This is a genomic window from Methylobacterium sp. JK268 (assembly GCF_054052225.1).
This window is the reverse complement of record NZ_JBSVZN010000038.1, coordinates 63386-86400: the sequence shown is the minus strand read 5'-3', so window position 1 is coordinate 86400 and position 23015 is coordinate 63386. Positions and strand designations below refer to the sequence as shown.

The window sequence follows — 23015 nt, the reverse complement described above, 5'->3', positions numbered from 1 at the left end:
ACGCTCGCCCGCTTCTGCCGGGACAACCACGTCACCCTCGTCGCCCTGGAGGCCACCGGCGGCTACGAACAGCAGCCCTTCCGCCTGCTCTGGGCGGACGGCCTGCCCTGCGCCCTCCTCAACCCCCGCCAGGTGCGGCGCTTCGCCGAGGCCATGGGCATCCTCGAGAAGACCGACCAGATCGATGCCGGCGTCATCGCGCGCTTCGCCGAGGTGCGCCGGATCAAACCCCGGCCGCCGGCCAGCCCGGCTCAGGAGCGGCTCAGCGCCCTGGTCACGCGCCTGCATCAACTGGTCGAGGCGCGCACCGTCCAGACCAACCAGGGCCGCCTCGTCACCGAGCCGCAGGTGCGCACCTCGGTCGCCGAGATGGTCGAGCTGATCAACCGCCAGATCGCCGCGTTGGAGGAGGCGATCACCGCCCAGCTCAAGGCCGATCCGCTCTGGGTTGCCCTCGATGCGACCTTCCGCACGATCAAGGGCGTGGCCGACCGCACGATCGCCCGCCTGATGGCCGACCTGCCGGAGATCGGCACCCTCTCGGGCAAAGCCATCGCCAAGCTGGCCGGCTTGGCACCCATCGCCCGCGACAGCGGCCAGAGCAGCGGCCGACGCCCCGTGCGCGGCGGACGGGCCGACGTGCGCGCCATCCTGTTCGTGGTCACCAGCTGCGTGCGGCGCTTCGATCCCGACTTCATCGCCTTCGACCAACGGTTGCGCCAAGCCGGAAAGCCCCCAAAGGTCATCCGCATCGCTCTCGCCCACAAGCTGCTCGTGCGCCTCAACGCCAAGGCCCGTGATGTCCGCGCCCAACTCGCCGCCCAGACTTGACACGCCAGACAGTCGCTCACCTTCGGGCCGATCGCTTCGCGATCGGTGCGCCGCCCCGTCTCGCTCCCTCCAAGGGGGACTCGACCCTCTCCCCGCACGCGGCTTGCGGATTCACAGAACGGCAAAAATACAAACAGGGCAGATGTTTACATCGACACACGACGGTTCTCGGGTGGGGCGCGGGGAACCCCTCTCCCTTGCGGGAGAGGGGATCCCGCGGGTCTCCTCGGTTCCGTTCAAGCGACTGCGAAAGAAGCGCTTTTTCATTCCAATAGGAGAAGTGTGAACACGCTAGCCGCACGCGGGGAGAGGGCATGCGCACCACCCGAAGTGTGAGTCCGCAAGCCCGCGTGGGAGAGGGGCCGGGGCGATCGAAGATCGCGCAGGGTGGCTCGGTCTCAGCAAGAAATCTGAACCGTGCCGCTGGCAGCTCGACGCTTCAGAACAATCCTGAACCCGAGCCACCCTCACCCCTACCCCTCTCCCACTCGGGAGAGGGGATCCCGCGCGCGCTGGAATATTGTATTTTACTTAAAAATATCTGTTTTCGGAGACCAAGGCGTCTTCTGAGAAGTCTTCGATTTTCCCCGACGGGCTTGCCCTCCGGGGAAGGGTTCGCGCGCCCCGCCTCACTCCGCCCTCGGCATCGCGGCGATCAACTCGCTCAGGAAGGCCCGGACCGCGCGGGGCAGGCGGCGGTCGCGCATGGTCTGGATCTGGATCACCCGCGTCAGGCCCGCCGCCGTGCGGATCGGGAGGGCAGCCAGCGTGCCGAGGCGGATCGGCGTGCTCATCGAGAGCGCCGACATCACCCCGATCCCACGGGTGCGGCGCACGAAGGGCAGCATCGCCGCGAAACTGTTGACGGTCAGAACCGGCTCCAGCGTCACACCCTCCGCCGCGCAGGCCGCCTCGAAGACCTGCCGCGCCGTTGTGTTTCGCGTGGGAAGCACGAGGGGAAACGGCGCGAGATCGATCAGGCGAACCTCGGCCGCGCCCACGAGCGGATGGTCCGGCGCGCAGATCCCGATCGTCTCCACGACGGTCTCGTAGACGACCGAGACCGCGCCGGCGGGTCCCCGCGCGAAGGCGACGCCGAGATCCGCCTCGCCCGCCGCCACGACGCGGGCGACCTCCGCGGGCGGAAGAACCGCCAGATCGAACCGGATCCCCGAATAGCGGGCGTGGAACATGGCGATCGCGGTCGGGAGCAGGTCGAGGGCGAAGCCCTCCGCACTCGCGATCCGGATCAGGCCGCGCGCCAGCCCCTCCAACTCGCGGATCTCCGCCGTGACCTGGTCGGCCCGCAGCAGGACATGGTGGGCGTGCTGCGCCAGCAGCTCGCCCGCCGGGCTCGGCACCATCCCGCGCGGGCGGCGCTCGAAGAGCACGCAGTCGAGCTCAGCCTCCAGGTTGGCGATCTGCCGGCTGATCGCCGATCCCGCGACGTTGAGCTGGGCGGAGGCCGCCGCGATCGAGCCGGTGCGGGCGACGGCCAGGAAGTAGCGCAGGCTTGAGGTCTGCATCCCTCTCCCTTGCCGAACCGGCAATGATGCGATCGCCAAATTCTAGTTGTTGCGATCGCTCCTGCACAACATCCTGGCACGGCGACAAATGCAGCAGGGCGCGGGGCTCGAGACCGGGCGGCGTCCGCGCGACGGAGGCGGAGACCCCATGCTGAGACGAGTCCTCGCGGCCCTCGCCCTGACCGTCGCCGCGGTCCCGGCGCTCGCCGGCAAGGCGAACGACACGCTGGTCTACGCCTCGGACAGCGAGCCGGAGAACGTCTCGCCCTACCACAACAGCGCCCGCGAGGGCGTCATCCTGGCCCGCAACGCCTGGGACACGCTGCTCTACCGCGACCCGGCGACCGGCCGGTACCAGCCGATGCTGGCGACCGCCTGGAGCTGGGTCGACCCGGTCACCCTCGACCTGACGATCCGCGAGGGCGTGACCTTCCACAACGGCGACCCGCTGACGCCCGAGGACGTCGCCTTCACCTTCAACTACGTGCTCACGCCCGAGGCCAAGGTCGTCACCAAGGGCAACGTCGACTGGATGAAGGCGACCGAGGTGACCGGCCCGCACAGCGTGCGCATCCACCTGAAGGCGCCGTTCCCGGCCGCCCTCGAATACCTCGCCGGCCCGACCCCGATCTTCCCGGCCGCCTACTTCAAGAAGGTCGGCCTGGACGGCTTCGCCAAGGCCCCGGTCGGCAGCGGCCCCTACCGGATCGTCGGCGTCGAGAGCGGCAAGGGCGTGAAGCTCGCGCGCTTCGAGCAGTACTGGACCGGCGGCCCGATCGCCAAGCCGAAGATCGGCAAGCTCGAATTCCGAATCATCCCGGACGGCGATAGCCGCATGGCCGAGCTCGTCACCGGCGGGATCGACTGGATCTGGCGCATCCCGTCCGACCAGGCGGAGCAGCTGAAGAGCGCCCCGGGCGTCACCGTCCTGTCCGCCGAGACGATGCGGGTCGGCTTCCTGCAATTCGACGTGCTCGGACGCGCCCAGGCGAACTCGCCGCTCAAGGACCCGCGCGTCCGGCAGGCGATCTCCTACGCCATCGACCGCAAGGCGATGGTGGACAACCTCGTGCGCGGCGGCGCCCGGGTGATGAATTCGGCCTGCTTCATCGACCAGTTCGGCTGCACCGACGCGGGCGTGCCTCGCTACCGCTACGATCCGGCCAAGGCCAAGGCGCTCCTCAAGGAGGCGGGCTATCCGGACGGGTTCGAGATCGACCTCTCCGCCTACCGCGAGCGCGACTACGCGGAGGCGGTGATCGGCTATCTGCGGGCGGTCGGCATCCGGGCGCGGCTGAACTACCTGCGCTACGCCGCCTTCCGGGATTCCCTGCGCGGCGGCAAGTCCTCGATCGGCTTCCAGACCTGGGGCTCGTTCTCGGTCAACGACGTCTCGGCCTTCACGGGCGTCTATTTCCGCGGCGGCGAGGAGGACCTGACCCGCGACCCGCAGGTGATCGCTCTCCTCCAGGCCGGAGACACGGGCTCGGATCCGGAGGCCCGCAAGGCCAAGTACGCGGAGGCGCTCACGCGCATCGCCGCCGAGGCCTACGTCCTGCCGATGTTCTCCTACCCGTCGAACTACGCCTTCTCCCAGGACTTGACCTTCACGGCGCAGCCCGACGAGGTGCCGCGCTTCTACGCCGCTTCATGGAAGTGAGGCCGGGGCGATGCTGACCTTCGCCCTGCGCCGCATCCTGGTCGCGATCAGCGTCGCCGTCACCGTCTCGGTGGCGAGCTTCCTCCTGCTGCACCTCTCGGGCGACCTCGCCACCGCGATCGGCGGGCCGGAGGCCACGGCCGAACAGATCGCGGCGATCCGCCGGCAATACGGGCTCGACCAGCCGCTCCTCACCCAGTTCCTGGCCTGGGGCTGGCGGGCGCTCCACCTCGATTTCGGGAACTCGTTCTACTTCCGCGAGCGGGTCGTCGACCTCGTCGGCGCGCGGCTGCCGATCACGCTGACGCTGGGCGTGGTGGCCCTCGCCGTGGCGCTGTTCGTGGCGATCCCCCTGGGGGTGCTCGCCGCGGTGCGCCGCGACACCTGGATCGACCGGGCGGCGCTCGCCGTCTCGGTGCTGGGCCAGGCGATGCCGAGCTTCTGGTTCGGCCTGACGCTGATCATCGTCTTCTCGGTCAACCTGCGCTGGCTGCCGGTCTCGGGCAGTTCGTCCTGGCAGCACTTCGTGCTGCCCTCGGTGGCGCTCGGCTACTACGCGATGCCGGCGGTGATGCGGCTGACCCGCAACGGCATGCTGGAGGTGCTCGCCTCCGACTACGTCCGCACCGCCCGCGCCAAGGGTCTGCCGCCCCGCAAGGTGCTGGTTCGCCACGCGCTGCGCAACGCGGTGATCCCGGTGATCGCGCTCAGCGCCGTGCAGTTCGGCTTCATGCTCGGCGGATCGATCGTCATCGAGGCGGTGTTCTCGCTCCAGGGCCTCGGCGAGCTCGCCTGGGAATCCATCGCCCGCAACGACTTCCCGGTGGTCCAGGCGATCGTGCTGATCCTGGCGATGATCTACATCGCCCTGACGCTGGCGGCCGACCTCCTCAACGCCCTCCTCGATCCGCGCCTGCGCTCATGAGCCTCCCGCCCGCCTCCCCGTCGGCTCCGCCGCCGAGCCTCGCCGCGGCGGCCATGCCCGAGCCGGCGATCCTCGCCCCCGCCCGCTCGCCCACCGCCCTCGCCCTGCGCCGGGGCCTGCGCCACGGCGGCTTCCTGATCGGGGCCGGGCTCCTCGGGCTGATCCTGCTCGCGGCTCTGGCCGCGCCGCTGATCGCCCCCCACGATCCCTACGCCCAGGACGTCTCGCGCCGGCTGATCCCGCCGATCTGGCACCCGAAGGGCTCGGCCGACCATTGGCTGGGCACCGACAAGCTCGGCCGCGACTATCTCAGCCGCCTGATCTACGGCAGCCAGATCTCGCTGCTGATCGGGATCTCGGCCGCCCTGATCTCCGGCCTGATCGGCACCACGCTCGGCGTGCTCGCGGGCTATTGCGGCGGCCGGGTCGACGCGGTGGTGAGCTACATCGTGACGACGCGCCTCGCCCTGCCGGTGGTGCTGGTGGCCCTCGCCATGGCGTCGCTGGTCGGCGGCTCGCTCAAGGTGGTGGTGCTGGTGCTCGGCCTGCTGCTCTGGGACCGCTTCGCCGTGGTGACGCGGGCAGCGACCCGGCAGGTGCGGGGTCAGGAGTTCGTGGCCGCCGCCGTGGCCCAGGGCTTCGGGACGCCGCGCATCCTGCTGCAGGAGATCCTGCCCAACATCCTCAACGCGCTGATCGTGGTGGCGACCCTGGAGATGGCGCACGCGATCCTGCTCGAGGCCGCGCTCTCCTTCCTCGGTCTCGGCGTGCAGCCGCCGCTGCCCTCCTGGGGCCTGATGATCGCCGAGGGCAAACCGTACATGCTGTTCCAGCCCTGGGTGATCACCATCCCGGGCGTGGCCCTCCTCGTCCTCGTGCTCGCCATCAACCTGCTCGGGGACGGCCTGCGCGACATCACCGCCCCCGAGGGCCGGCACTGAGCGCCGCCCGCGGCTGGAGCAACGCCCGATCGCGCTGCAATCGGGCGCTGCTCTAGGTCTTTGTTTTTGCCGCATTTTCTGCGACGAACCGGTCTCCGCTTCGTCGGAAAATGCTCTTTGAGAGTGAGCGACATGTCCCGATCCGAAGCCGTCGCCGAGGCGGAGCGGCACTACGACGAGGGCGGCTTTCAGGCCGTGCTGCAGGATGCGGTCGGCCGCGCCACCGAGAGCCAGGCGCCCGGCCAGGTGCCGGCCCTGACGGCCTACCTCACCGACTTCGTCGTGCCGACGATCGCCGACCTCGGCTTCCACCACCGCATCCTCGACAACCCGGACGGCAGCCACGGCCCGTTCCTGATCGGCACCCGGCACGAGGGCGACGACCTGCCGACCGTGCTGGTCTACGGCCACGGCGACACGGTGCGGAACTATCCCGAGCAGTGGCGCAGCGGGCTCCATCCCCTGCGGGTCACCGTCGAGGGCGAGCGCTGGTACGGGCGCGGCACCGCCGACAACAAGGGCCAGCACATCATCAATCTCGGCGCCCTCGCGGCGGTGATGCGGGCCCGCGGCGGACGGCTCGGCTTCAACGCGAAGCTCCTGATCGAGATGGGCGAGGAATCGGGCTCGCCGGGCCTGCGCGAGGTCTGCCGGCAGGAGGCGGAGGCGCTGCGCTCCGACGTGCTGATCGCCTCGGACGGCCCGCGGCTCACCGCCGAGCGGCCGACGCTCTTCCTCGGCTCGCGGGGCGCCTACAATTTCGACCTCGTCGTGGACCTGCGCGAGGGCGGCCACCATTCGGGCAATTGGGGCGGCCTCCTGCGCAACCCCGGCACGGTGCTGGCGAGTGCCATCGCGAGCCTCGTCGACGGCCGCGGCCGCATCCTCTGCGAGGCCCTGCGCCCGCCGCCGATCCCCGAGGGCGTGCGCGTGGCACTCGCCGACATCGCGGTCGGCGGCGACCCGAACGCACCGGCGATCGACACGGATTGGGGCGAGCCCGGCCTGTCCCCGGCCGAGCGCGTCTTCGCCTGGAACACGCTCGAAGTGCTGGCCTTCAAGTGCGGCGACCCGGAGGGGCCGCTCAACGCGGTGCCGCCCTCGGCCAAGGCCACGCTGCAGCTGCGCTTCGTGGTCGGGACCGACCGGGAGAACCTGCTGCCGGCGATCCGCGCCCATCTCGACGCCAACGGCTTCCCGATGGTGCAGGCACGGGCCGCCCGCAGCGAGGTCTTCCGGGCGACCCGCCTGCCGGTGGAGGATCCCTGGGTGAGCTGGGCGCTCGACTCGATCGCCGCAACCACCGGCAAGCGCCCGGCGCTGCTGCCCAATCTGGGCGGCTCGCTGCCGAACGACGCCTTCTCGGAGATCCTGGGCCTGCCGACGCTCTGGGTGCCCCATTCCTACCCGGCCTGCTCGCAGCACGCCCCGGACGAGCACCTGCTCGGCCCGATGGCCCGCGAGGCGCTGGGGCTGATGGCCGGGCTGTTCTGGGATCTCGGCGAGACCGGCCCCGGAATCCTCGCCCGCCGCGCACAGGGCTGAGGCCCCATGCCCGAGCCCGTCCTGCGCATCCGCAACCTGACCCTGGCGTTGCCGCGGGGCGCCGACCGGCCCCACGCGGTCGAGGATCTCTCCCTCGACCTCGCGCCCGGCCGCATCCTCTGCGTGGTCGGGGAATCGGGCTCGGGCAAGTCGATGAGCGCCTACGCGCTCACCGGCCTCTTGCCCCGCGCGGTCAAGCCGACGGGGGGCGAGATCATCTTCGAGGGACGGGACCTCCTCGCCCTCGACGAGCGGGGCTGGCGGGCGCTGCGGGGCCGGCGCATCGCCATGATCTTCCAGGAGCCGATGACGGCCCTGAATCCGGTGCTGCGCATCGGCGACCAGATCGCCGAGATGTTCGAGGCACACGGGCTCCTCACCGGGGCCGAGCGGCGCGCCCGCGCGGTGGCGCTCGCCGCGGAGGTCGGGCTGCCGAACCCCGCCGAGATCGTCCGGGCCTATCCCCACCAGCTCTCCGGGGGGCAGCGCCAGCGGGCGATGATCGCCATGGCGCTCGCCCTCGAACCGACGATCCTGGTCGCCGACGAGCCGACCACGGCCCTCGACGTCACGACCCAGGCGCAGATCCTCAAGCTCATCCGCGACTTGCAGCGGCGGCGGGGCATGAGCGTGCTGTTCATCACCCACGATTTCGGCGTCGTCGCGGACATTGCCGACGCGGTCGCGGTGATGCAGCGCGGCAGGCTCGTCGAATCCGGGCCGGCGGCGGAGGTTCTGGAACGGCCGCAGCACGCCTATACCCGGGCGCTCCTGGCCGCGGTGCCGAGCCTGACGCCGCCGGAGCGTCCCCCGCTCGACGACGCACCCGTGGCGCTCTCGGTCGCGGGCCTGACCAAGACCTACGTCACGCGGGGCAGCCTGTTCCGGAAGCCCCGGGTCGTCGCCGCCGTGCGGGAGGTCGGTTTCGACCTGCGGCGGGGCGAGACCCTCGGCCTCGTGGGCGAATCGGGCTCCGGCAAGTCGACCACGGCGCGGCTCGCGATCCGCCTCGTGGAGCCGGATGCCGGGACGGTGCGGCTCGGCAGCCTCGACCTCACGGCGCTGGGGCCGGCGCGGCTGCGGGCCGAGCGGCACCGCATCCAGATGATCTTCCAGGACCCCTTCGCGTCGCTCAACCCGCGCCGCACGGTGGAGCAGACGATCGCCGGGGGCCCGATCGCCCAGGGGGTGCCGGCGCGCGAGGCGCGGGCGCGGGCGCACCGCCTCCTCGACCTCGTCGGCCTGCCGCCCGCCGCCGCCGAGCGCTACCCGAACGCCTTCTCGGGCGGGCAGCGCCAGCGCATCGGCATCGCGCGGGCGCTGGCGATGGAGCCCGACGTGCTCGTCGCCGACGAGGCGGTGTCGGCGCTGGACGTCTCGGTCCAGGCGCAGGTGCTGGCGCTGCTGGAGGATCTGAAGCGGCGGCTCGGGATCGCGCTCCTGTTCATCACCCACGACCTGCGGGTCGCCGCCACGATCTGCAACCGGGTGGCGGTGATGCACCGCGGGGAGATCGTGGAGATGCGGCCGACCGCGGAGCTGTTCCGGGCGCCGAAGCATCCCTACACGCAGAGCCTGCTGGCGGCGGTGCCGGGGACGGGGGCGGGGGAGATCATGAAGCCTTCCCCCTCTGCGGGGGAGGGTGCCCCGCGGAGCGGGGCGGGAGAGGGGAACCACGCTTCAGGATAGAGCGGGAGCGTGCTGGAGAGGGCCAGTTGGATCAGCGTCGCGCTGCCCCTCTCGGCGGGACTGCGTCCCGCTGCGCCTGCTCCGCAGGCCACCCTCCCCCGCAGAGGGGGGAGGGTTCATGCCTACCGCACCTCTCCATCCCAGGTTATTCCCCGTCAGGCCGCCCGCGGCTCCGCCTTCGCCTCGTCCGACCCGAACGCTTTCAGCACCAGCGGGTCCACCCCCCGCCCGTCCTGCGCGCAATAGGCCGCCAGGGCCTCGCGCATCTTCGGCGTCCAGAAGTCCTTGATGTGCTTGGCGACGCTCGTCACCCCCTCCTCCTCCGGGTAGGGGTGGAAGAAGGTGGCGATCTGGTTCGCCATGCGGATCAGCTTCGCGGTGGGGTCGGCGGCGCTCATCGGATGTCCTCCGGTTGGGTAAGCACGAGGCGCTCGCGCCCCGTGAAGACCGTGACGGTGTCGCTGCGGGCGATGGCCGCCAGCGTCAGGCCGTGCGCCCGCGCCCGCTCGACGGCGAGCGAGGTCGGGGCCGAGATCGCGACCAGGACCGAGGCGCCGAAGCTCGCCGCCTTCTCGGCCATCTCGAAGGAGCAGCGGCTGGTGATGACGAGGAAGCCCTGCGCCGGGTCGATGCCCGCCCGCAGACAGGCGCCGATCAGCTTGTCGAGGGCGTTGTGGCGGCCGACATCCTCGCGCACGGCCAGAACCTGGCCGTCGAGATCCGCCCAGGCGGCGGCGTGAACCGCTCGGGTCTCGCGGTTGAGGGTCTGGAGGTCGTGCAGCGCGTCGAGCGCCCGGGCGACGGCGCGCGTCGTCACCCGCACCCCGGCATCGAGCCGCGTCTCGGCCTTGGGGATGTCGGCGAGGTCGTCGATGCCGCAGATCCCGCAGCCGGTGCGCCCGCTCATCGCGCGCTTGCGGGCGAGGTGCTCGCGCAGCCGCCCCGGCGCGAGGTCGACGACGAGGCGAAGCCCGCCCTCCCCCGGCTCCACCACGGCGCCGCGGATCTCCTCAGGCCCTCGCACGATGCCCTCGGTCAGGCTGAAGCCGTAGGCGAAGTCCACGAGGTCGGCCGGCGTCGTCATCATGACGGCGTAGGGCACGCTGCCATAGACCACGTTCACCGCCATCTCGACGGCGAGCGGGCGGGATTCCTCGCGCCCAGCCGGGTCGTCGTAGGCGACGACGAGGGTCGGGACGCGGGCGGAGGTCTCCGCCGCCGCGTCGCCGCCGCTACTCGGCCGCATCGCGTTGGTGGGCGATGCGGGTGAGGGAGATGTCTTCCTCATAGAACCGGGCCTGCCAGTCGGAGGGCCGGTTGGTACGCCGGACCTGCACCGCCGTCACCTTGTATTCCGGGCAGTTGGTGGCCCAGTCGGAATAGTCGGTGGTGATGACGTTGGCGCCGGTCTTGGCGTGGTGGAAGGTGGTGTAGACGATGCCCGGCTGCATCCGCTCGGTGACGCGGGCCTTGAGCGCGATGTCGCCCGAGCGGCTCTCCAGCGCCACCAGGTCCCCGTCCACAATGCCGCGAGTCTCGGCATCGAAGGGGTGGATCTCCAGCACGTCCTCCTCGTGCCAGCGCGAATTGTGGGTGCGCCGCGTCTGCGCGCCGACATTGTACTGGCTGAGGATGCGCCCGGTGGTGAGGATCAGCGGGTACTTCGCCGTGGTCCGCTCGTCGGTGGGCACGAACTCGGTGATCATGAACTTGCCGAGGCCGCGCACGAAGCGGTCGACATGCATCAGCGGCGTGCCGAGCGGCGCCTCCGCATTGCAGGGCCACTGGATCGAGCCGAGTTCCTCCAGCCGCGCGTAGGACACGCCCGCGAAGCTCGGGGTCAGCGCGGCGATCTCGTCCATGATCTCGGAGGGATGCGCGTAGTGCATCGGGTAGCCGAGCGCGTTGGAGAGCAGCATCGTGCCCTCCCAATCCGCGTAGCCCCCGAGCGGCGGCATCACCTTGCGCACGCGGCTGATGCGCCGCTCGGCATTGGTGAAGGTGCCGTCCTTTTCCAGGAAGGAGGCGCCCGGCAGGAAGACGTGGGCGTACTTGGCGGTCTCGTTCATGAACAGGTCCTGGATGACGATGCACTCCATCGCCCGCAGGCCGGCCGTGACGTGGTGGGTGTCGGGGTCGGATTGCGCGATGTCCTCGCCCTGGATGTACAGGCCCTTGAAGCCGCCGCCGACCGCCTCGTCGAGCATGTTGGTGATGCGCAACCCCGGCTCCGGCGAGAGGGTCGCGCCCCACAGGGATTCGAAGGTCTCGCGGGTGGCGTCGTCCGCCACGTGGCGGTAGCCCGAGAGTTCGTGCGGGAACGAGCCCATGTCGCAGGAGCCCTGCACGTTGTTCTGGCCGCGCAGCGGATTCACCCCGGCGCCCGGCTTGCCGATATTGCCGGTCGCCATGGCGAGGTTCGCGAGCCCCATCACCATGGTCGAGCCCTGGCTGTGCTCGGTGACGCCGAGGCCGTAGTAGATCGCCGCGGCGCCGCCGGTGGCGTAGAGGCGGGCGGCCGCCCGCAGTTCCGCCGGGTCGACGCCGATCGACGGGCCGACCACCTCCGGCGCGTGGCGGGATTCCGCCACGAACCGCGCCCAGACCTCGAAATCGGCGAGGTCGCAGCGCTCCCGCACATAGGCCTCGTCCACCAGCCCCTCGGTGACGATGACGTGCGCCATCGCGTTCACGAAGGCGACGTTGGAGCCGGGCTTCAGCGGCAGGTGGTGGTCGGCCTTGATGTGGGGCGACTTCACGAGGTCGATCCGGCGCGGGTCGGCCACGATCAGCTTGGCGCCCTGGCGCAGGCGCTTCTTCATGCGCGAGCCGAAGACCGGGTGGCCGTCAGTGGGGTTGGCGCCCACCACCAGGATCACGTCGGCGAATTCCACCGACTTGAAGTCCTGCGTGCCCGCCGAGGTGCCGAGCGTGGTCTTGAGGCCGTACCCGGTCGGCGAATGGCAGACGCGGGCGCAGGTGTCGACGTTGTTGTTGCCGAAGGCCGCGCGCACCAGCTTCTGGACGAGGTAGGCCTCCTCGTTGGTGCAGCGCGAGGAGGTGATGCCGCCGACCGCGTCGCGGCCGTAGGTCGCCTGGATCCGCTTGAACTCGGAGGCGGCGTGGCGAACCGCCTCCTCCCAGGACACCTCGCGCCACGGATCCGTGACCCTCTCGCGGATCATCGGCGTGGTGATGCGGTCCTTGTGCGTGGCGTAGCCGTAGGCGAAGCGGCCCTTGACGCAGGAATGGCCCTCATTGGCCTTGCCGTCCTTGTAGGGGACCATCCGCACCACGCGGGAGCCCTGCATCTCGGCCTTGAAGGCGCAGCCGACGCCGCAATAGGCGCAGGTCGTCACCGCGGAGTGCTCGGGCTGGCCGTGTTCGATGACCGACTTTTCGGTCAGCGTCGCGGTCGGGCAGGCTTGCACGCAGGCACCGCAGGAGACGCATTCCGACTCGAAAAAATTGGTCGGGCCGGAGGCCACGCGGGACTCGAAGCCGCGGCCCGCGATGGTGAGCGCGAAGGTGCCCTGCACCTCCTCGCAGGCGCGGACGCAGCGATTGCAGACGATGCACTTCGCCGGGTCGTAGGTGAAGTAGGGGTTCGACTCGTCCTTGGGCCGATAGAGGTCCGAGGATTTGCGGACGTGGTTCGCCCCCTCTTCGTAGCGCACCTCGCGCAGGCCCACGGCACCGGCCATGTCCTGCAACTCGCAGTCGCCGTTCGCCGCGCAGGTCAGGCAGTCGAGGGGGTGATCGGAGATGTAGAGCTCCATCACCCCCTTGCGGAGCTTGGCGAGCTTGTCGGTCTGGGTGCGCACCACCATGCCGTCCTCGGCAGGCGTCGTGCAGGAGGCCGGCGTCCCGCGCCGCCCCTCGATCTCCACGAGACAGAGGCGGCAGGAGCCGAAGGGCTCCAGGCTGTCGGTGGCGCAGAGCTTCGGGATCTGGGTGCCGGCCGTCATCGCGGCGGCCATCACCGAGGTGCCGGCCGGGACCGTGACGCGCTGGCCGTCGATCGTCAGCGTCACCGTCGTCTCGGCGACGCGGATCGGAGTGCCGTAGTCGATTTCCTTGATCAGGGCCATGAACCCCTCCTCACTCGGCCGCCATCGGCAGCCGGGAGCTGCGGTCGAAATCTTCCGGGAAGTGGGTGATGGCGCTCATCACCGGCACGGGCGTGAGGCCGCCCATGGCGCAGAGCGAGCCGTCGGTCATGACCTCGCAGAGGTCCTCGATCAGCCGCAGGGGCTCGGCCGGCGCCTCGCCCGCGAGCAGCCGGTCCATGGTCTCGCGCCCGCGCACGGCGCCGATCCGACAGGGCGTGCACTTGCCGCAGGACTCGACCGCGCAGAATTCGAAGGCGAAGCGCGCTTGGCGCGCCATGTCGACGGTGTCGTCGAACACCACCACGCCGCCATGCCCGACGAGGCCCTTCCTGGCCGCGAAGGCCTCGTAATCCATCGGCGTGTCGAAGAGGTCGTCCGGGAAATAGGCCCCGAGCGGCCCGCCCACCTGCGCGGCGCGCACCGGGCGGCCCGACAGCGTCCCGCCGCCGAATTCCTCGATCACCTGGCGCAGGGTGATGCCGAAGGCCGTCTCGATCAGGCCCCCGTACTTCACGTTGCCGGCGAGCTGGATCGGCAGCGTGCCCCGCGAGCGGCCCATGCCGAAATCCGCGTAGGCCTGCCCGCCATGCTCCAGAATCCACGGCACCGCCGCGAAGGAGAGCACGTTGTTGACGAGGGTCGGGCGGCCGAACAGGCCCTTGAGGGCCGGGATCGGGGGCTTGGCCCGCACGACGCCGCGCTTGCCCTCCAGGCTCTCCAGCAGCGAGGTCTCCTCGCCGCAGATATAGGCGCCGGCGCCGAGCCGCACCTCCAGATGGAAGTCCCGGCCCGATCCCAGGATGTCGCGGCCGAGCCATCCCGCCCGCTCGCCGGCGGCGATCGCCGCCTTCAGGGTCGCGAAGGCGTTCGGGTATTCGGAGCGGAGATAGATGAAGCCCCGCGTCGCTCCGGTCGCGACGCCCGCGATGGTCATGCCCTCGATGAGGGTGAAGGGGTCGCCCTCCATCAGCATGCGGTCGGCGAAGGTGCCGGAATCGCCCTCGTCGGCGTTGCAGACCACGTATTTGCGGTCGGCTTCGGCCCGCATCACGGTGGTCCACTTGATGCCGGTCGGGAAGCCGGCGCCGCCGCGCCCGCGCAGCCCCGAGACCTTGACCGCATCGACGATGGCCTCGGGCCCGATCTCCAGGGCCCGCGCGAGGCCACGGTAGCCGCCATGCGCCCGGTAATCCGCCACCGAGACCGGATCGACCAATCCGCAGCGGTGGAAGGTCAGGCGCTGCTGGCGGGCGAGGTAGGGATGCGCCTCAGGCCGACCGATCCGCAGGCGGTGCGCCCCGCCCCCGGTCAGCCCGGCATCGAGCAGGGACTCGACGTCGCCGGCGCGGACCGGCCCGTAGGCGATACGGCCCTCGGGCGTCTCGGCCTCCAGGAGCGGCTCCAGCCAGAGCAGGCCGCGCGAGCCGGTGCGCACGAGGCGGATGTCCAGGTTGCGGGCGGCCGCCGCGCGGGTCAGCGCCTTGGCGACCCGCTCGGCCCCGAGGCCGACCGCGACCGCGTCGCGAGGCAGGTAGAGGGTGGTGGTCACGCGGCGGCCTCCGTCAGCGCGGCCTGCAGGCCGTCGGCGTCGATCCGGGCCAGCGGCGCGCCGTCGATGAGCGCGGCCGGTCCGCAGGCGCAGAGCCCGAGGCAGAAGACCGGCTCGATCGTCACGGCGCCGTCGCGGGTGGTTCCGTGCCAGTCGATCCCGTAGCGGCGCAGGATGTCGGCGTGCAGCGCATCGGCGCCGACCGCCTGGCAGGCCTCGGCGCGGCAGAGCTTCACGACGTGGCGGCCGGCCGGCGCAGAGCGGAAGTCGTGGTAGAAGGTGATGCAGCCGTGGACCTCCGCCTTCGAGAGGTTCAGGGCGTCGGCGATCAGCGGGATCGCCGCCTGGTCCACGTAGCCGAAGGTCTCCTGCAGGGCGTGCAGGATCGGCAGGGTGGCGCCTTCGCGATGCGTGTGTTCGGCGATGATCGCGGCGGCGCGCGCCACGTCCCAGGGCTCGTGTCCCGGCATCGTCCCCTTCCCGACTTCGTTCTCGTTCTAAGGTCGAAGCGTGGGTGAGTGACGACGGGGAATCAATCGCGCGGTTCGGTGACCCGACAGGGAATTTTTGTTGAAATTCGCCCAGGCCACCAGATTGCCGACATGAGGGAGGGGGAAGCGATGCTGGTAGGCGGGTGCCTTTGCGGGGCGGTGCGCTATGCGTGCGACGCTCCGCCTTTTCACGAGACGGTCTGCCACTGCGCCTCCTGCCGCCGGGCGGTCGGCGCGGCCGAGGTGGCATGGTTCAGCGTTCCGCGCGCGGCGCTCCGGTTCACGGCGGGTGTGCCGACCCGCTACGCCTCCAGCCCCGGCGTGGTGCGGAGCTTCTGCGGGCACTGCGGGACCTCTCTCGCCTACGAGGCGCAGGCGCATCCCGACGAGATCGACCTCACGATCGCGAGCCTCGACGATCCGGAGGCCGTGGCACCGAAGGACCACACGCAGGTGGCGGAGCGGCTGCGCTGGACGGTGGTCCCGGACGGGCTGCCGGCCTATCCGAGGGGTCGGCCGGGGCGGTGACGTTAAGATTGTGAGGGCCGTGGATCACCCGGCGCGGAGACCCTCTCGGCGACAGGCTGCCTGGGGATCCAGTCAGGCGCACCTCTCCGCTTTCACGCGAGCGACCGTGTACCTGTATCGCAAGGCTCGATCGATACCGATGAAACGCAAGACCTGTAGGTCTCATCCAGCCAGACGATGGTGAGCCACAGCATCAGACCCCGCCGATGGCAGCCAAACCAGATCCTCATGCTGAGGTGCGACCGCAGGGAGCCTCGAAGCACCCCTGTACAGTCTGTCCAAGCAGCCTTCGTCTCGGATTTACGCTCATGGGTGCTTCGAGGCTCCCTACGGTCGCACCTCAGCATGAGGAGTGGTGTGTCCTCCAGATCCCGTTCAGCCGAATTGTCAGTGGATGGACACACTTTCGTTCAGTCCTCGGAGACCCCCGAACAGCCGTCCGGCGCAGCGGAGAGGACCCGGCTCACCCCACCACCTCCGCCCCCGCGAGCTGCGGGGCGATCGCCCGCGCCTCGGCGAGGAACGCCGCCACCAGCGGGGTCATCGGATCACGATCCGGCACCACGAGACCGATCGTGTGCGCGATATCCGGCTCGACGATGGGCACCGCGCGCACGCGCTCCGTGAGCTTGAAGGTCTCTGCCAGCGCGGCCGGCATGATGCTCGCCCATTTCGCGGTCCGCACATGCGTGACGAGCACGATCATCGAGTTCGATTCCAGGATCGGCGCCGCCTCCACTCCGACCGCCCGCAATTGCCGGTCGATGATGCGCCGATTCTGCATGTTCGGAGTCAGGAGGCAGAGGGGGATGTGCGCCACCTCCGCCCAGGTCACCTGCTCGCGCGCGCCGTAGATGCCGTCGGCGGCGGTCAGGAGCCGGTAATGCTCGCGGTAGAGCGGCACCGTGGTGACGCGCCCCAGCGGCTCGTTCTCGATGTAGGTCAGCCCCGCGTCGAGTTCGAGGTTCGCGATCTGGCGCACGATCTCGTGCGAGGTCGCCGACTGAACGCTGAAATGCACCGCCGGGTGGCGGGCGCGGAAGGGCGTCGTCAGCGCCGCCACCACCGGCGTCGCCGTCGGCACCGCCGCCATCCGCAGGGTGCCCGACAGGCCGCGGCGCAACGCCGCCACCTCCTGGCGCATGGCGCGCGCATCCCCGACGATCCGGCGTGCCCAGTCCAGCACCCGCTCACCCTCCGGCGTGAAGCCCTGGAAGCGGGAGCCGCGCTGCACCAGCATCACCCCGAGCCGCTCCTCCAGCTGCTTGACGCCGGCCGAGAGCGTCTGCTGCGACACCCCGCAGGCCTGCGCGGCGCGCCCGAAATGCTGCTCGCGGGCGAGCGCCAGGATGAATTCCAGCCGGTCGATCATCAGACTTCGCCGCGGGCCCTTGCCGCCACCCTGCCCGAGACGGGCGGATCGGCACAACCGGTCGGGCGCGGCGGAACGTCGTCATCCGCCCGCAACAGGGCTGCCGAAACTGGACGAAGGTCCGGGGCACGCTGCGGTTTGACCGCCCCGGATGCGACGCCAATGCCGTTGCGCTTGGGTTCTCATTGTGGTGTGAGACGCCCACTGACGGATCGTCGGCCGCCATCGGACCCCTGTCGCGTCCGCGGCTGCCGCGGTCGGGGGCGCGCCGGGCCGCCGTCAGGCCGGATCAACGGGAGCACCGAGGGCGATATGGGGATGGCGAGGGCGCAGCATCGGCGGTTCGGCCGAGCAATGACGGGAGGCGCCGCGGCTCTGGCCGCCCTCCTCTCCGGGACCGCTGCCTTCGCGGCCGGCACCGGCCAGCCCGAGCCGTGGCAGATGGACCTCCAGCACCCGGTCACCGAGGTGGCGCGGGAGATCTACAACTTCCACCACCTGCTCAACTTCATCATGGCGGCCATCGTGCTGCTGGTGCTGGGGCTGCTGCTGGCGGTGATCTTCCGCTTCAACGAGCGCAAGAACCCGGTCGCCTCGCGCACCACCCACAACCCGCTCCTGGAGGTGGCCTGGACGATCGTCCCGGTGCTGATCCTGGTGGCGATCGCGATCCCGTCCTTCCGCGTGCTGCGCACCCAGCTCTCGGACCCCAAGGCCGACCTGATGGTCAAGGTCACGGGCCACGCCTGGTACTGGTCCTACGAGTACCCGAAGGATGTCGGCGGCTTCGGCTTCGACGCCAACCTGCTGGAGGGTGACGACCAGGTGAAGTCGGGCCAGCCCAAGCTGCTGGCCACCGACAACGAGATGGTCGTGCCGGTGAACAAGATCGTGAAGATCCAGGTCACCGCCGCCGACGTGATGCATTCCTGGGCGCTGCCGTCCTTCGGCTTCAAGATCGACGCCATCCCCGGCCGCCTCAACCAGTTCTGGTTCAAGGCCGAGCGCGAGGGCGTCTATCACGGCCAGTGCTCCGAGCTGTGCGGCCAGCGCCACGCCTTCATGCCCATCACCGTGCGCGTGGTGAGCGACCAGGCCTTCCAGGCCTGGACCACCGAGGCCAAGACCAAGTACGCGCGCAACGACGACGGCGCCAAGTTCGCCTCGGCCCGCTGATCCCCCGCGGCCGGGCCCGGCCCGGCCGCTCCGACACGCACTCACGACACCTCGAAGAGGTCCCGTTCATGGCAACCGCCGCATCGGTCGGGCACGCTGAGGCCCACGATCACAAGCCGCCGTTCTTCCAGCGCTGGTTCAACTCCACGAACCACAAGGACATCGGCACGCTCTACCTGCTTTTCGCCTTCTCGGCGGGCATCGTGGGCGCCTTCCTGTCCTTCGGCATCCGCATGGAGATGGAGCAGCCCGGGCTGCAGTACTTCTCCAACCCGCAGACCTACAACGTCTTCGTGACCGGCCACGGCCTCATCATGGTGTTCTTCATGGTGATGCCGGCGCTGATCGGCGGCTTCGGCAACTGGTTCGTGCCGCTGATGATCGGGGCGCCCGACATGGCGTTCCCGCGCATGAACAACATCTCGTTCTGGCTGACGGTGGCGGGCTTCGCGAGCCTCGTCTGCTCGCTCTTCGTCGAGGGCGCCCCGGGCGCGGTCGGCGCCGGCACGGGCTGGACCGTCTACCCGCCGCTCTCCACCGACGGCCATCCCGGCCCGGCGGTCGATTTCGGCATCTTCGCGCTGCACCTGTCGGGCGCCGGCTCGATCCTCGGGGCCATCAACTTCATCACCACCATCCTGAACATGCGCGCGCCGGGCATGACCCTGCACAAGATGCCGCTGTTCGCGTGGTCGATGCTGGTCACCGCCTTCCTGCTGCTGCTCTCGCTCCCGGTTCTCGCCGGCGCGATCACCATGCTGCTCACGGACCGCAACTTCGGCACCACCTTCTTCAGCCCCTCGGGCGGCGGTGACCCGATCCTGTACCAGCACCTGTTCTGGTTCTTCGGCCACCCCGAAGTCTACATCATGATCCTGCCGGCCTTCGGCATCGTCTCGCACATCATCTCGACCTTCTCGAAGAAGCCGGTCTTCGGCTACCTCGCGATGGCCTACGCGATGGTGGCGATCGGCGTCGTCGGCTTCGTGGTCTGGGCCCACCACATGTACACGGTCGGGCTGTCCCTGCAGACGCAATCCTACTTCGTGTTCGCCACGATGGTGATCGCGGTGCCCACCGGCGTGAAGATCTTCTCCTGGATCGCCACGATGTGGGGCGGCTCGATCCGCTTCACCGCCGCCATGCACTGGGCCGTCGGCTTCGTGTTCCTGTTCACGGTCGGCGGCGTCACCGGCGTGATCCTGGCCAACGCCGCCGTCGACCGCTACCTGCACGACACGTACTACGTGGTGGCGCACTTCCACTACGTGCTGTCGCTCGGCGCGGTGTTCATCATCTTCGCGGGCATCTACTACTGGTTCCCGAAGATGACCGGCCGCATCATCCCGGAATGGGCGGGCAAGCTGCACTTCTGGCTCGCCTTCATCGGCGCCAACGTGCTGTTCTTCCCGATGCACTTCCTGGGCCTCGCCGGCATGCCGCGCCGCTATGCCGACTACCCGGATGCCTTCGCGGGCTGGCACTACGTGGCGACCATGGGCGGGCACATCTTCGCCCTCGGCATGGTGGTGTTCGTGATCGGCGTCGTCCTGGCCTTCCGCTCCAAGGAGCGGGCCGCGGACAATCCGTGGGGCGAGGGCGCCACGACGCTGGAATGGACCCTGTCGTCCCCTCCGCCGTTCCACCAGTACGAGACCCTGCCGGTGGTCGTGGACGAACCGTCCCACGCCCACTGACCAAACCCAAGAGCAGGGCCGCCCTCGGGCGGCCCTCGCTCTTCTCCCGAGCCCTCACAGCCAGGGTTCCGGCGAGGAGCGAAGCCCCTTCCCCCGTCGCCTCACGCAACCGGTGGCCATGTCGAGTCTCACGAACAGCCTGACCTCCGCGCAGACCCTGGCACCCGCCTCGAACGGCGAGGTGGCGGATTTCTTCGCGCTGCTAAAGCCGCGGGTGATGGCGCTCGTGATCTTCACCGCGCTCGTCGGCATGACGGTCTCGCACAGCCACGTGAACCCGGTGATCGCCGCGGTCTCGCTCCTGATGATCGCGGTCGGGGCGGGCGCCTCGGGCTGCCTCAACATGTGGTGGGACGCGGACGTGGACGCGGTGATGTCGCGCACCCGCACGCGGCCGATCCCTGCGGGCAAGATCCGGCCCGACGAGGCGCTGGCCTTCGGGCTCACCCTGTCGGTCGCCTCGGTGCTGATGCTCGGGCTCGCCGCGAACTGGCTGGCGGCCGGGCTGCTCGCCTTCACGATCGCCTTCTACGCGGTGATCTACTCGATGTGGCTGAAGCGGGCGACCGCGCAGAACATCGTGATCGGCGGCGCGGCCGGCGCCCTGCCGCCGATGATCGGCCAGGCCGTCGTCACCGGCGGGATCGGGATCGAGGGCATCGTGCTCTTCCTGATCATCTTCATCTGGACGCCGCCGCACTTCTGGGCGCTGGCGCTCGTGAAGTCCGGCGACTACGCCAAGGCCGGCATCCCAATGATGCCGAACGTCGCCGGCCCCGACTCGACCCGCCGCCAGATCGTCGCCTACACGCTGCTCCTCGCGCCGCTGGGCCTCGCCCCGGTGGCGCTGGGCTTCGGCGGCCTGCTCTACGGCCTCGTGTCGCTGCTCGGGGGCTTGGCCATGCTGGCGCTCAGCCTGCAGGTCTACCACCGCCGCGAGGGCGAGCGCGCCAACAAGGCCGCCATGGGCCTGTTCGGCTTCTCGATCCTCTACCTGTTCCTCCTGTTCTCGGCGCTCCTCGCCGAGCAGGGTCTCGGCCTGTTCCGGCCGGTCCACGCGCTGTTCGGATGACTGAATTTCCCACCCTGACCCCCGAGGAGGCGCGCCGGCGGCGCAAGCGCTCCGTCGCGATCGCCCTGACGCTCGCCGCCCTCGTCGCCATCTTCTACGTGCTGACGATCGCCAAGCTCGGGCCGCAGGTGCTCAACCGGCCGCTGTGACGCGCGAGGTGTCCCGATGAACACGAACCGACCCCGGGCCGGCGCGGCGGGCATCCGCACCACGCTCTTCGCCTGCCTCGGCCTCGTCGCCGGCATGACCGGTCTCGCCTTCGCGTCGGTGCCGCTCTACGACCTGTTCTGCAAGGCGACCGGCTACGACGGCACGCCGCTCGTCGGCCGCGCGCCCTCCGGTCCGGTCTCCGACCAGGCCATGACGGTGCATTTCGACACCAACGTCTCGCCGGCCCTGCCCTGGCGCTTCGAGGCGGAATCGCGCAGCGTCGAGGCGAAGCTCGGCGCCACCCAGACGGTGTTCTTCCGGGTCACCAACACCGGCCCGACCCCCTCGACCGGCGTCGCCACCTTCAACGTCCAGCCCGGCCTGATGGGCGGCTTCTTCGTCAAGATCCAGTGCTTTTGCTTCAACGAGCAGACCCTGAACCCGGGCGAGAGCATCGACGTGCCGGTGGTGTTCTACGTCGATCCGGCGGTGCGGACCGATTCGAACACCCGCGACTACGAGGAGATGACCCTCTCCTACACCTACTTCCCGTCGAAGAACGGCCAGCCCACGGCCGCGCTTGCGACAACGAGTGCGGCCGAAGCGCGGCCGAATTGACCCTTAGGCCCGTCGACAGGGTCGAGGGGGCGCACTAAAGCGGAGACCGGCCGCGCCGCCCCGGTGACAGGGGCGCCGGCACGGGACTGAAGGGGCCGCGACCCGCGCGCCGGGTCGAACGAGACGGCGAGGAGAGCGATCACGATGGCCGAGGCGCACGCGAAGCACCACGACTACCACCTCGTCAATCCGAGTCCGTGGCCGCTCGTCGGCTCGGCCAGCGCCTTCCTGATGGTGTTCGGCGCGGTCTTCTGGATGAAGAGCCTGACGCTCGCCAAGCTGGCGATCGGCCCGTACTTCTTCTTCGCCGGCGTGATCGGCGTCCTCTACACCATGCTGAGCTGGTGGCGGGACGTGGTCCACGAGGCGCAGACCGGCGACCACACCCGCGTGGTGCAGCTGCACCACCGCTACGGGATGATGATGTTCATCGCCTCCGAGGTGATGTTCTTCGTCGCGTGGTTCTGGGCCTATTTCGACGCGGCGCTCTACGCCGCCGAGCCGATCCAGGCGGCGCGGCTCGAATTCACCGGCGGCCACTGGCCCCCGAAGGGCGTCGAGGCCTTCGACCCCTGGCACCTGCCGCTCCTCAACACGCTGATCCTGCTCACCTCGGGCACCACGGTCACCTGGGCGCACCACGCGCTCCTCAACGGCGACCGCAAGGGCCTGAAATACGGGCTGTGGCTGACGATCGCGCTCGGCCTGCTGTTCAGCTCGGTCCAGGCCTACGAGTACGCCCACGCCCATTTCGGCTTCTCGGGCAGCATCTACGCGGCGACCTTCTTCATGGCGACGGGCTTCCACGGCGCCCACGTCATCATCGGCACGATCTTCCTGGCGGTGTGCCTGTACCGGACCTATCTCGGCCAGTTCACCACCCGGCAGCACCTCGGCTTCGAGTTCGCGGCCTGGTACTGGCACTTCGTCGACGTGGTCTGGCTGTTCCTGTTCGCGGCGATCTACGTCTGGGGCTCGGGCTTCGGCCAGGCCGCCGGCCACTGACCGCGAAGAGGCGGACACTCTCGAAAAGGGCGGCGCAAGCCGCCCTTTTTCGTAGCGGCAGGGGGCCTCAGGCACCATATCGAGGTCGGGCGCCGGGGCACCGGCGGCCCTTCCCACCCGCGTAGGAG

The 23015-nt window shown here is 70.0% G+C and carries 20 protein-coding genes; 13 read left to right on the top strand and 7 right to left on the bottom strand.

Going from position 1 to position 23015, the window contains the following annotated elements; genetic code table 11:
• A partial coding sequence (locus ACW9J6_RS29650; RefSeq protein ID WP_457115101.1) for an IS110 family RNA-guided transposase occupies positions 1 to 831 on the top strand: 831 nt, incomplete at its 5' end.
• A gap of 629 nt (positions 832 to 1460) precedes the next feature.
• Here ACW9J6_RS29650 and ACW9J6_RS29645 read toward each other — a convergent pair.
• Entirely contained in the window at positions 1461 to 2357 is an 897-nt protein-coding gene (locus ACW9J6_RS29645; protein ID WP_457119943.1) for a LysR family transcriptional regulator, read from the bottom strand.
• A 148-nt stretch (positions 2358 to 2505) separates the two neighbouring features.
• Here ACW9J6_RS29645 and ACW9J6_RS29640 point away from each other — a divergent pair, with 148 nt between their 5' ends.
• The 5 genes from ACW9J6_RS29640 to ACW9J6_RS29620 all read left to right on the top strand — a co-directional run bounded on the left by ACW9J6_RS29640 (position 2506) and on the right by ACW9J6_RS29620 (position 9117).
• Entirely contained in the window at positions 2506 to 4017 is a 1512-nt protein-coding gene (locus tag ACW9J6_RS29640) for an ABC transporter substrate-binding protein (protein ID WP_457119942.1), read from the top strand.
• A 10-nt stretch (positions 4018 to 4027) separates the two neighbouring features.
• Complete coding sequence (locus tag ACW9J6_RS29635) at positions 4028 to 4942, top strand: ABC transporter permease (protein WP_457119941.1); 915 nt, start codon at positions 4028 to 4030, stop codon at positions 4940 to 4942.
• Positions 4939 to 5883, top strand: a complete 945-nt coding sequence (locus ACW9J6_RS29630; RefSeq protein ID WP_457119940.1) for an ABC transporter permease — start codon at positions 4939 to 4941, stop codon at positions 5881 to 5883. Before ACW9J6_RS29635 ends, ACW9J6_RS29630 begins: the two co-directional genes overlap by 4 nt.
• 132 nt (positions 5884 to 6015) lie before the next feature.
• On the top strand, positions 6016 to 7428 hold the full coding sequence (locus ACW9J6_RS29625) for a M20 family metallopeptidase (RefSeq protein ID WP_457119939.1): 1413 nt from the start codon (positions 6016 to 6018) through the stop codon (positions 7426 to 7428).
• 6 nt (positions 7429 to 7434) lie between these two features.
• On the top strand, positions 7435 to 9117 hold the full coding sequence (locus tag ACW9J6_RS29620) for an ABC transporter ATP-binding protein (RefSeq protein ID WP_457119938.1): 1683 nt from the start codon (positions 7435 to 7437) through the stop codon (positions 9115 to 9117).
• Positions 9118 to 9272: 155 nt separating this feature from the next.
• Here the strand turns inward: ACW9J6_RS29620 and ACW9J6_RS29615 are convergent, their stop codons facing one another.
• The 5 genes from ACW9J6_RS29615 to ACW9J6_RS29595 are packed head-to-tail and all read right to left on the bottom strand — an operon-like array spanning position 9273 to position 15248.
• Complete coding sequence (locus ACW9J6_RS29615; protein ID WP_457119937.1) at positions 9273 to 9515, bottom strand: formate dehydrogenase subunit delta; 243 nt, start codon at positions 9513 to 9515, stop codon at positions 9273 to 9275.
• Complete coding sequence (gene fdhD, locus ACW9J6_RS29610) at positions 9512 to 10363, bottom strand: formate dehydrogenase accessory sulfurtransferase FdhD (RefSeq protein ID WP_457119936.1); 852 nt, start codon at positions 10361 to 10363, stop codon at positions 9512 to 9514. Before fdhD ends, ACW9J6_RS29615 begins: the two co-directional genes overlap by 4 nt.
• Positions 10350 to 13208: a formate dehydrogenase subunit alpha gene (gene fdhF, locus ACW9J6_RS29605; RefSeq protein ID WP_457119935.1), complete on the bottom strand. Its 2859-nt coding sequence runs from the start codon at positions 13206 to 13208 to the stop codon at positions 10350 to 10352. The genes fdhD and fdhF overlap by 14 nt, the downstream gene beginning before the upstream one ends.
• 10 nt (positions 13209 to 13218) lie before the next feature.
• Positions 13219 to 14778: a formate dehydrogenase beta subunit gene (locus tag ACW9J6_RS29600; protein ID WP_457119934.1), complete on the bottom strand. Its 1560-nt coding sequence runs from the start codon at positions 14776 to 14778 to the stop codon at positions 13219 to 13221.
• On the bottom strand, positions 14775 to 15248 hold the full coding sequence (locus ACW9J6_RS29595) for a formate dehydrogenase subunit gamma (protein ID WP_457119933.1): 474 nt from the start codon (positions 15246 to 15248) through the stop codon (positions 14775 to 14777). The genes ACW9J6_RS29600 and ACW9J6_RS29595 overlap by 4 nt, the downstream gene beginning before the upstream one ends.
• Before the next feature lie 150 nt (positions 15249 to 15398).
• Here ACW9J6_RS29595 and ACW9J6_RS29590 point away from each other — a divergent pair, with 150 nt between their 5' ends.
• The gene (locus ACW9J6_RS29590; protein WP_457119932.1) at positions 15399 to 15797 is read left to right on the top strand and encodes a GFA family protein; all 399 of its coding nucleotides are present in this window, start codon (positions 15399 to 15401) and stop codon (positions 15795 to 15797) included.
• A gap of 463 nt (positions 15798 to 16260) precedes the next feature.
• Here the strand turns inward: ACW9J6_RS29590 and ACW9J6_RS29585 are convergent, their stop codons facing one another.
• Complete coding sequence (locus ACW9J6_RS29585) at positions 16261 to 17169, bottom strand: LysR family transcriptional regulator (RefSeq protein ID WP_457119931.1); 909 nt, start codon at positions 17167 to 17169, stop codon at positions 16261 to 16263.
• A gap of 312 nt (positions 17170 to 17481) precedes the next feature.
• Between ACW9J6_RS29585 and coxB the strand changes: the two genes are divergently transcribed.
• The 6 genes from coxB to ACW9J6_RS29555 all read left to right on the top strand — a co-directional run bounded on the left by coxB (position 17482) and on the right by ACW9J6_RS29555 (position 22887).
• Positions 17482 to 18345: a cytochrome c oxidase subunit II gene (coxB, locus tag ACW9J6_RS29580; RefSeq protein ID WP_457119930.1), complete on the top strand. Its 864-nt coding sequence runs from the start codon at positions 17482 to 17484 to the stop codon at positions 18343 to 18345.
• A gap of 68 nt (positions 18346 to 18413) precedes the next feature.
• On the top strand, positions 18414 to 20042 hold the full coding sequence (gene ctaD, locus ACW9J6_RS29575) for a cytochrome c oxidase subunit I (protein ID WP_457119929.1): 1629 nt from the start codon (positions 18414 to 18416) through the stop codon (positions 20040 to 20042).
• A gap of 118 nt (positions 20043 to 20160) precedes the next feature.
• Positions 20161 to 21114, top strand: a complete 954-nt coding sequence (locus ACW9J6_RS29570; RefSeq protein ID WP_457119928.1) for a heme o synthase — start codon at positions 20161 to 20163, stop codon at positions 21112 to 21114.
• Complete coding sequence (locus ACW9J6_RS29565) at positions 21111 to 21263, top strand: hypothetical protein (RefSeq protein WP_457119927.1); 153 nt, start codon at positions 21111 to 21113, stop codon at positions 21261 to 21263. The genes ACW9J6_RS29570 and ACW9J6_RS29565 overlap by 4 nt, the downstream gene beginning before the upstream one ends.
• A gap of 16 nt (positions 21264 to 21279) precedes the next feature.
• Entirely contained in the window at positions 21280 to 21882 is a 603-nt protein-coding gene (locus ACW9J6_RS29560; RefSeq protein ID WP_457119926.1) for a cytochrome c oxidase assembly protein, read from the top strand.
• Positions 21883 to 22026: 144 nt separating this feature from the next.
• Complete coding sequence (locus tag ACW9J6_RS29555) at positions 22027 to 22887, top strand: cytochrome c oxidase subunit 3 (RefSeq protein WP_457119925.1); 861 nt, start codon at positions 22027 to 22029, stop codon at positions 22885 to 22887.
• Positions 22888 to 23015 lie beyond the last annotated feature (128 nt).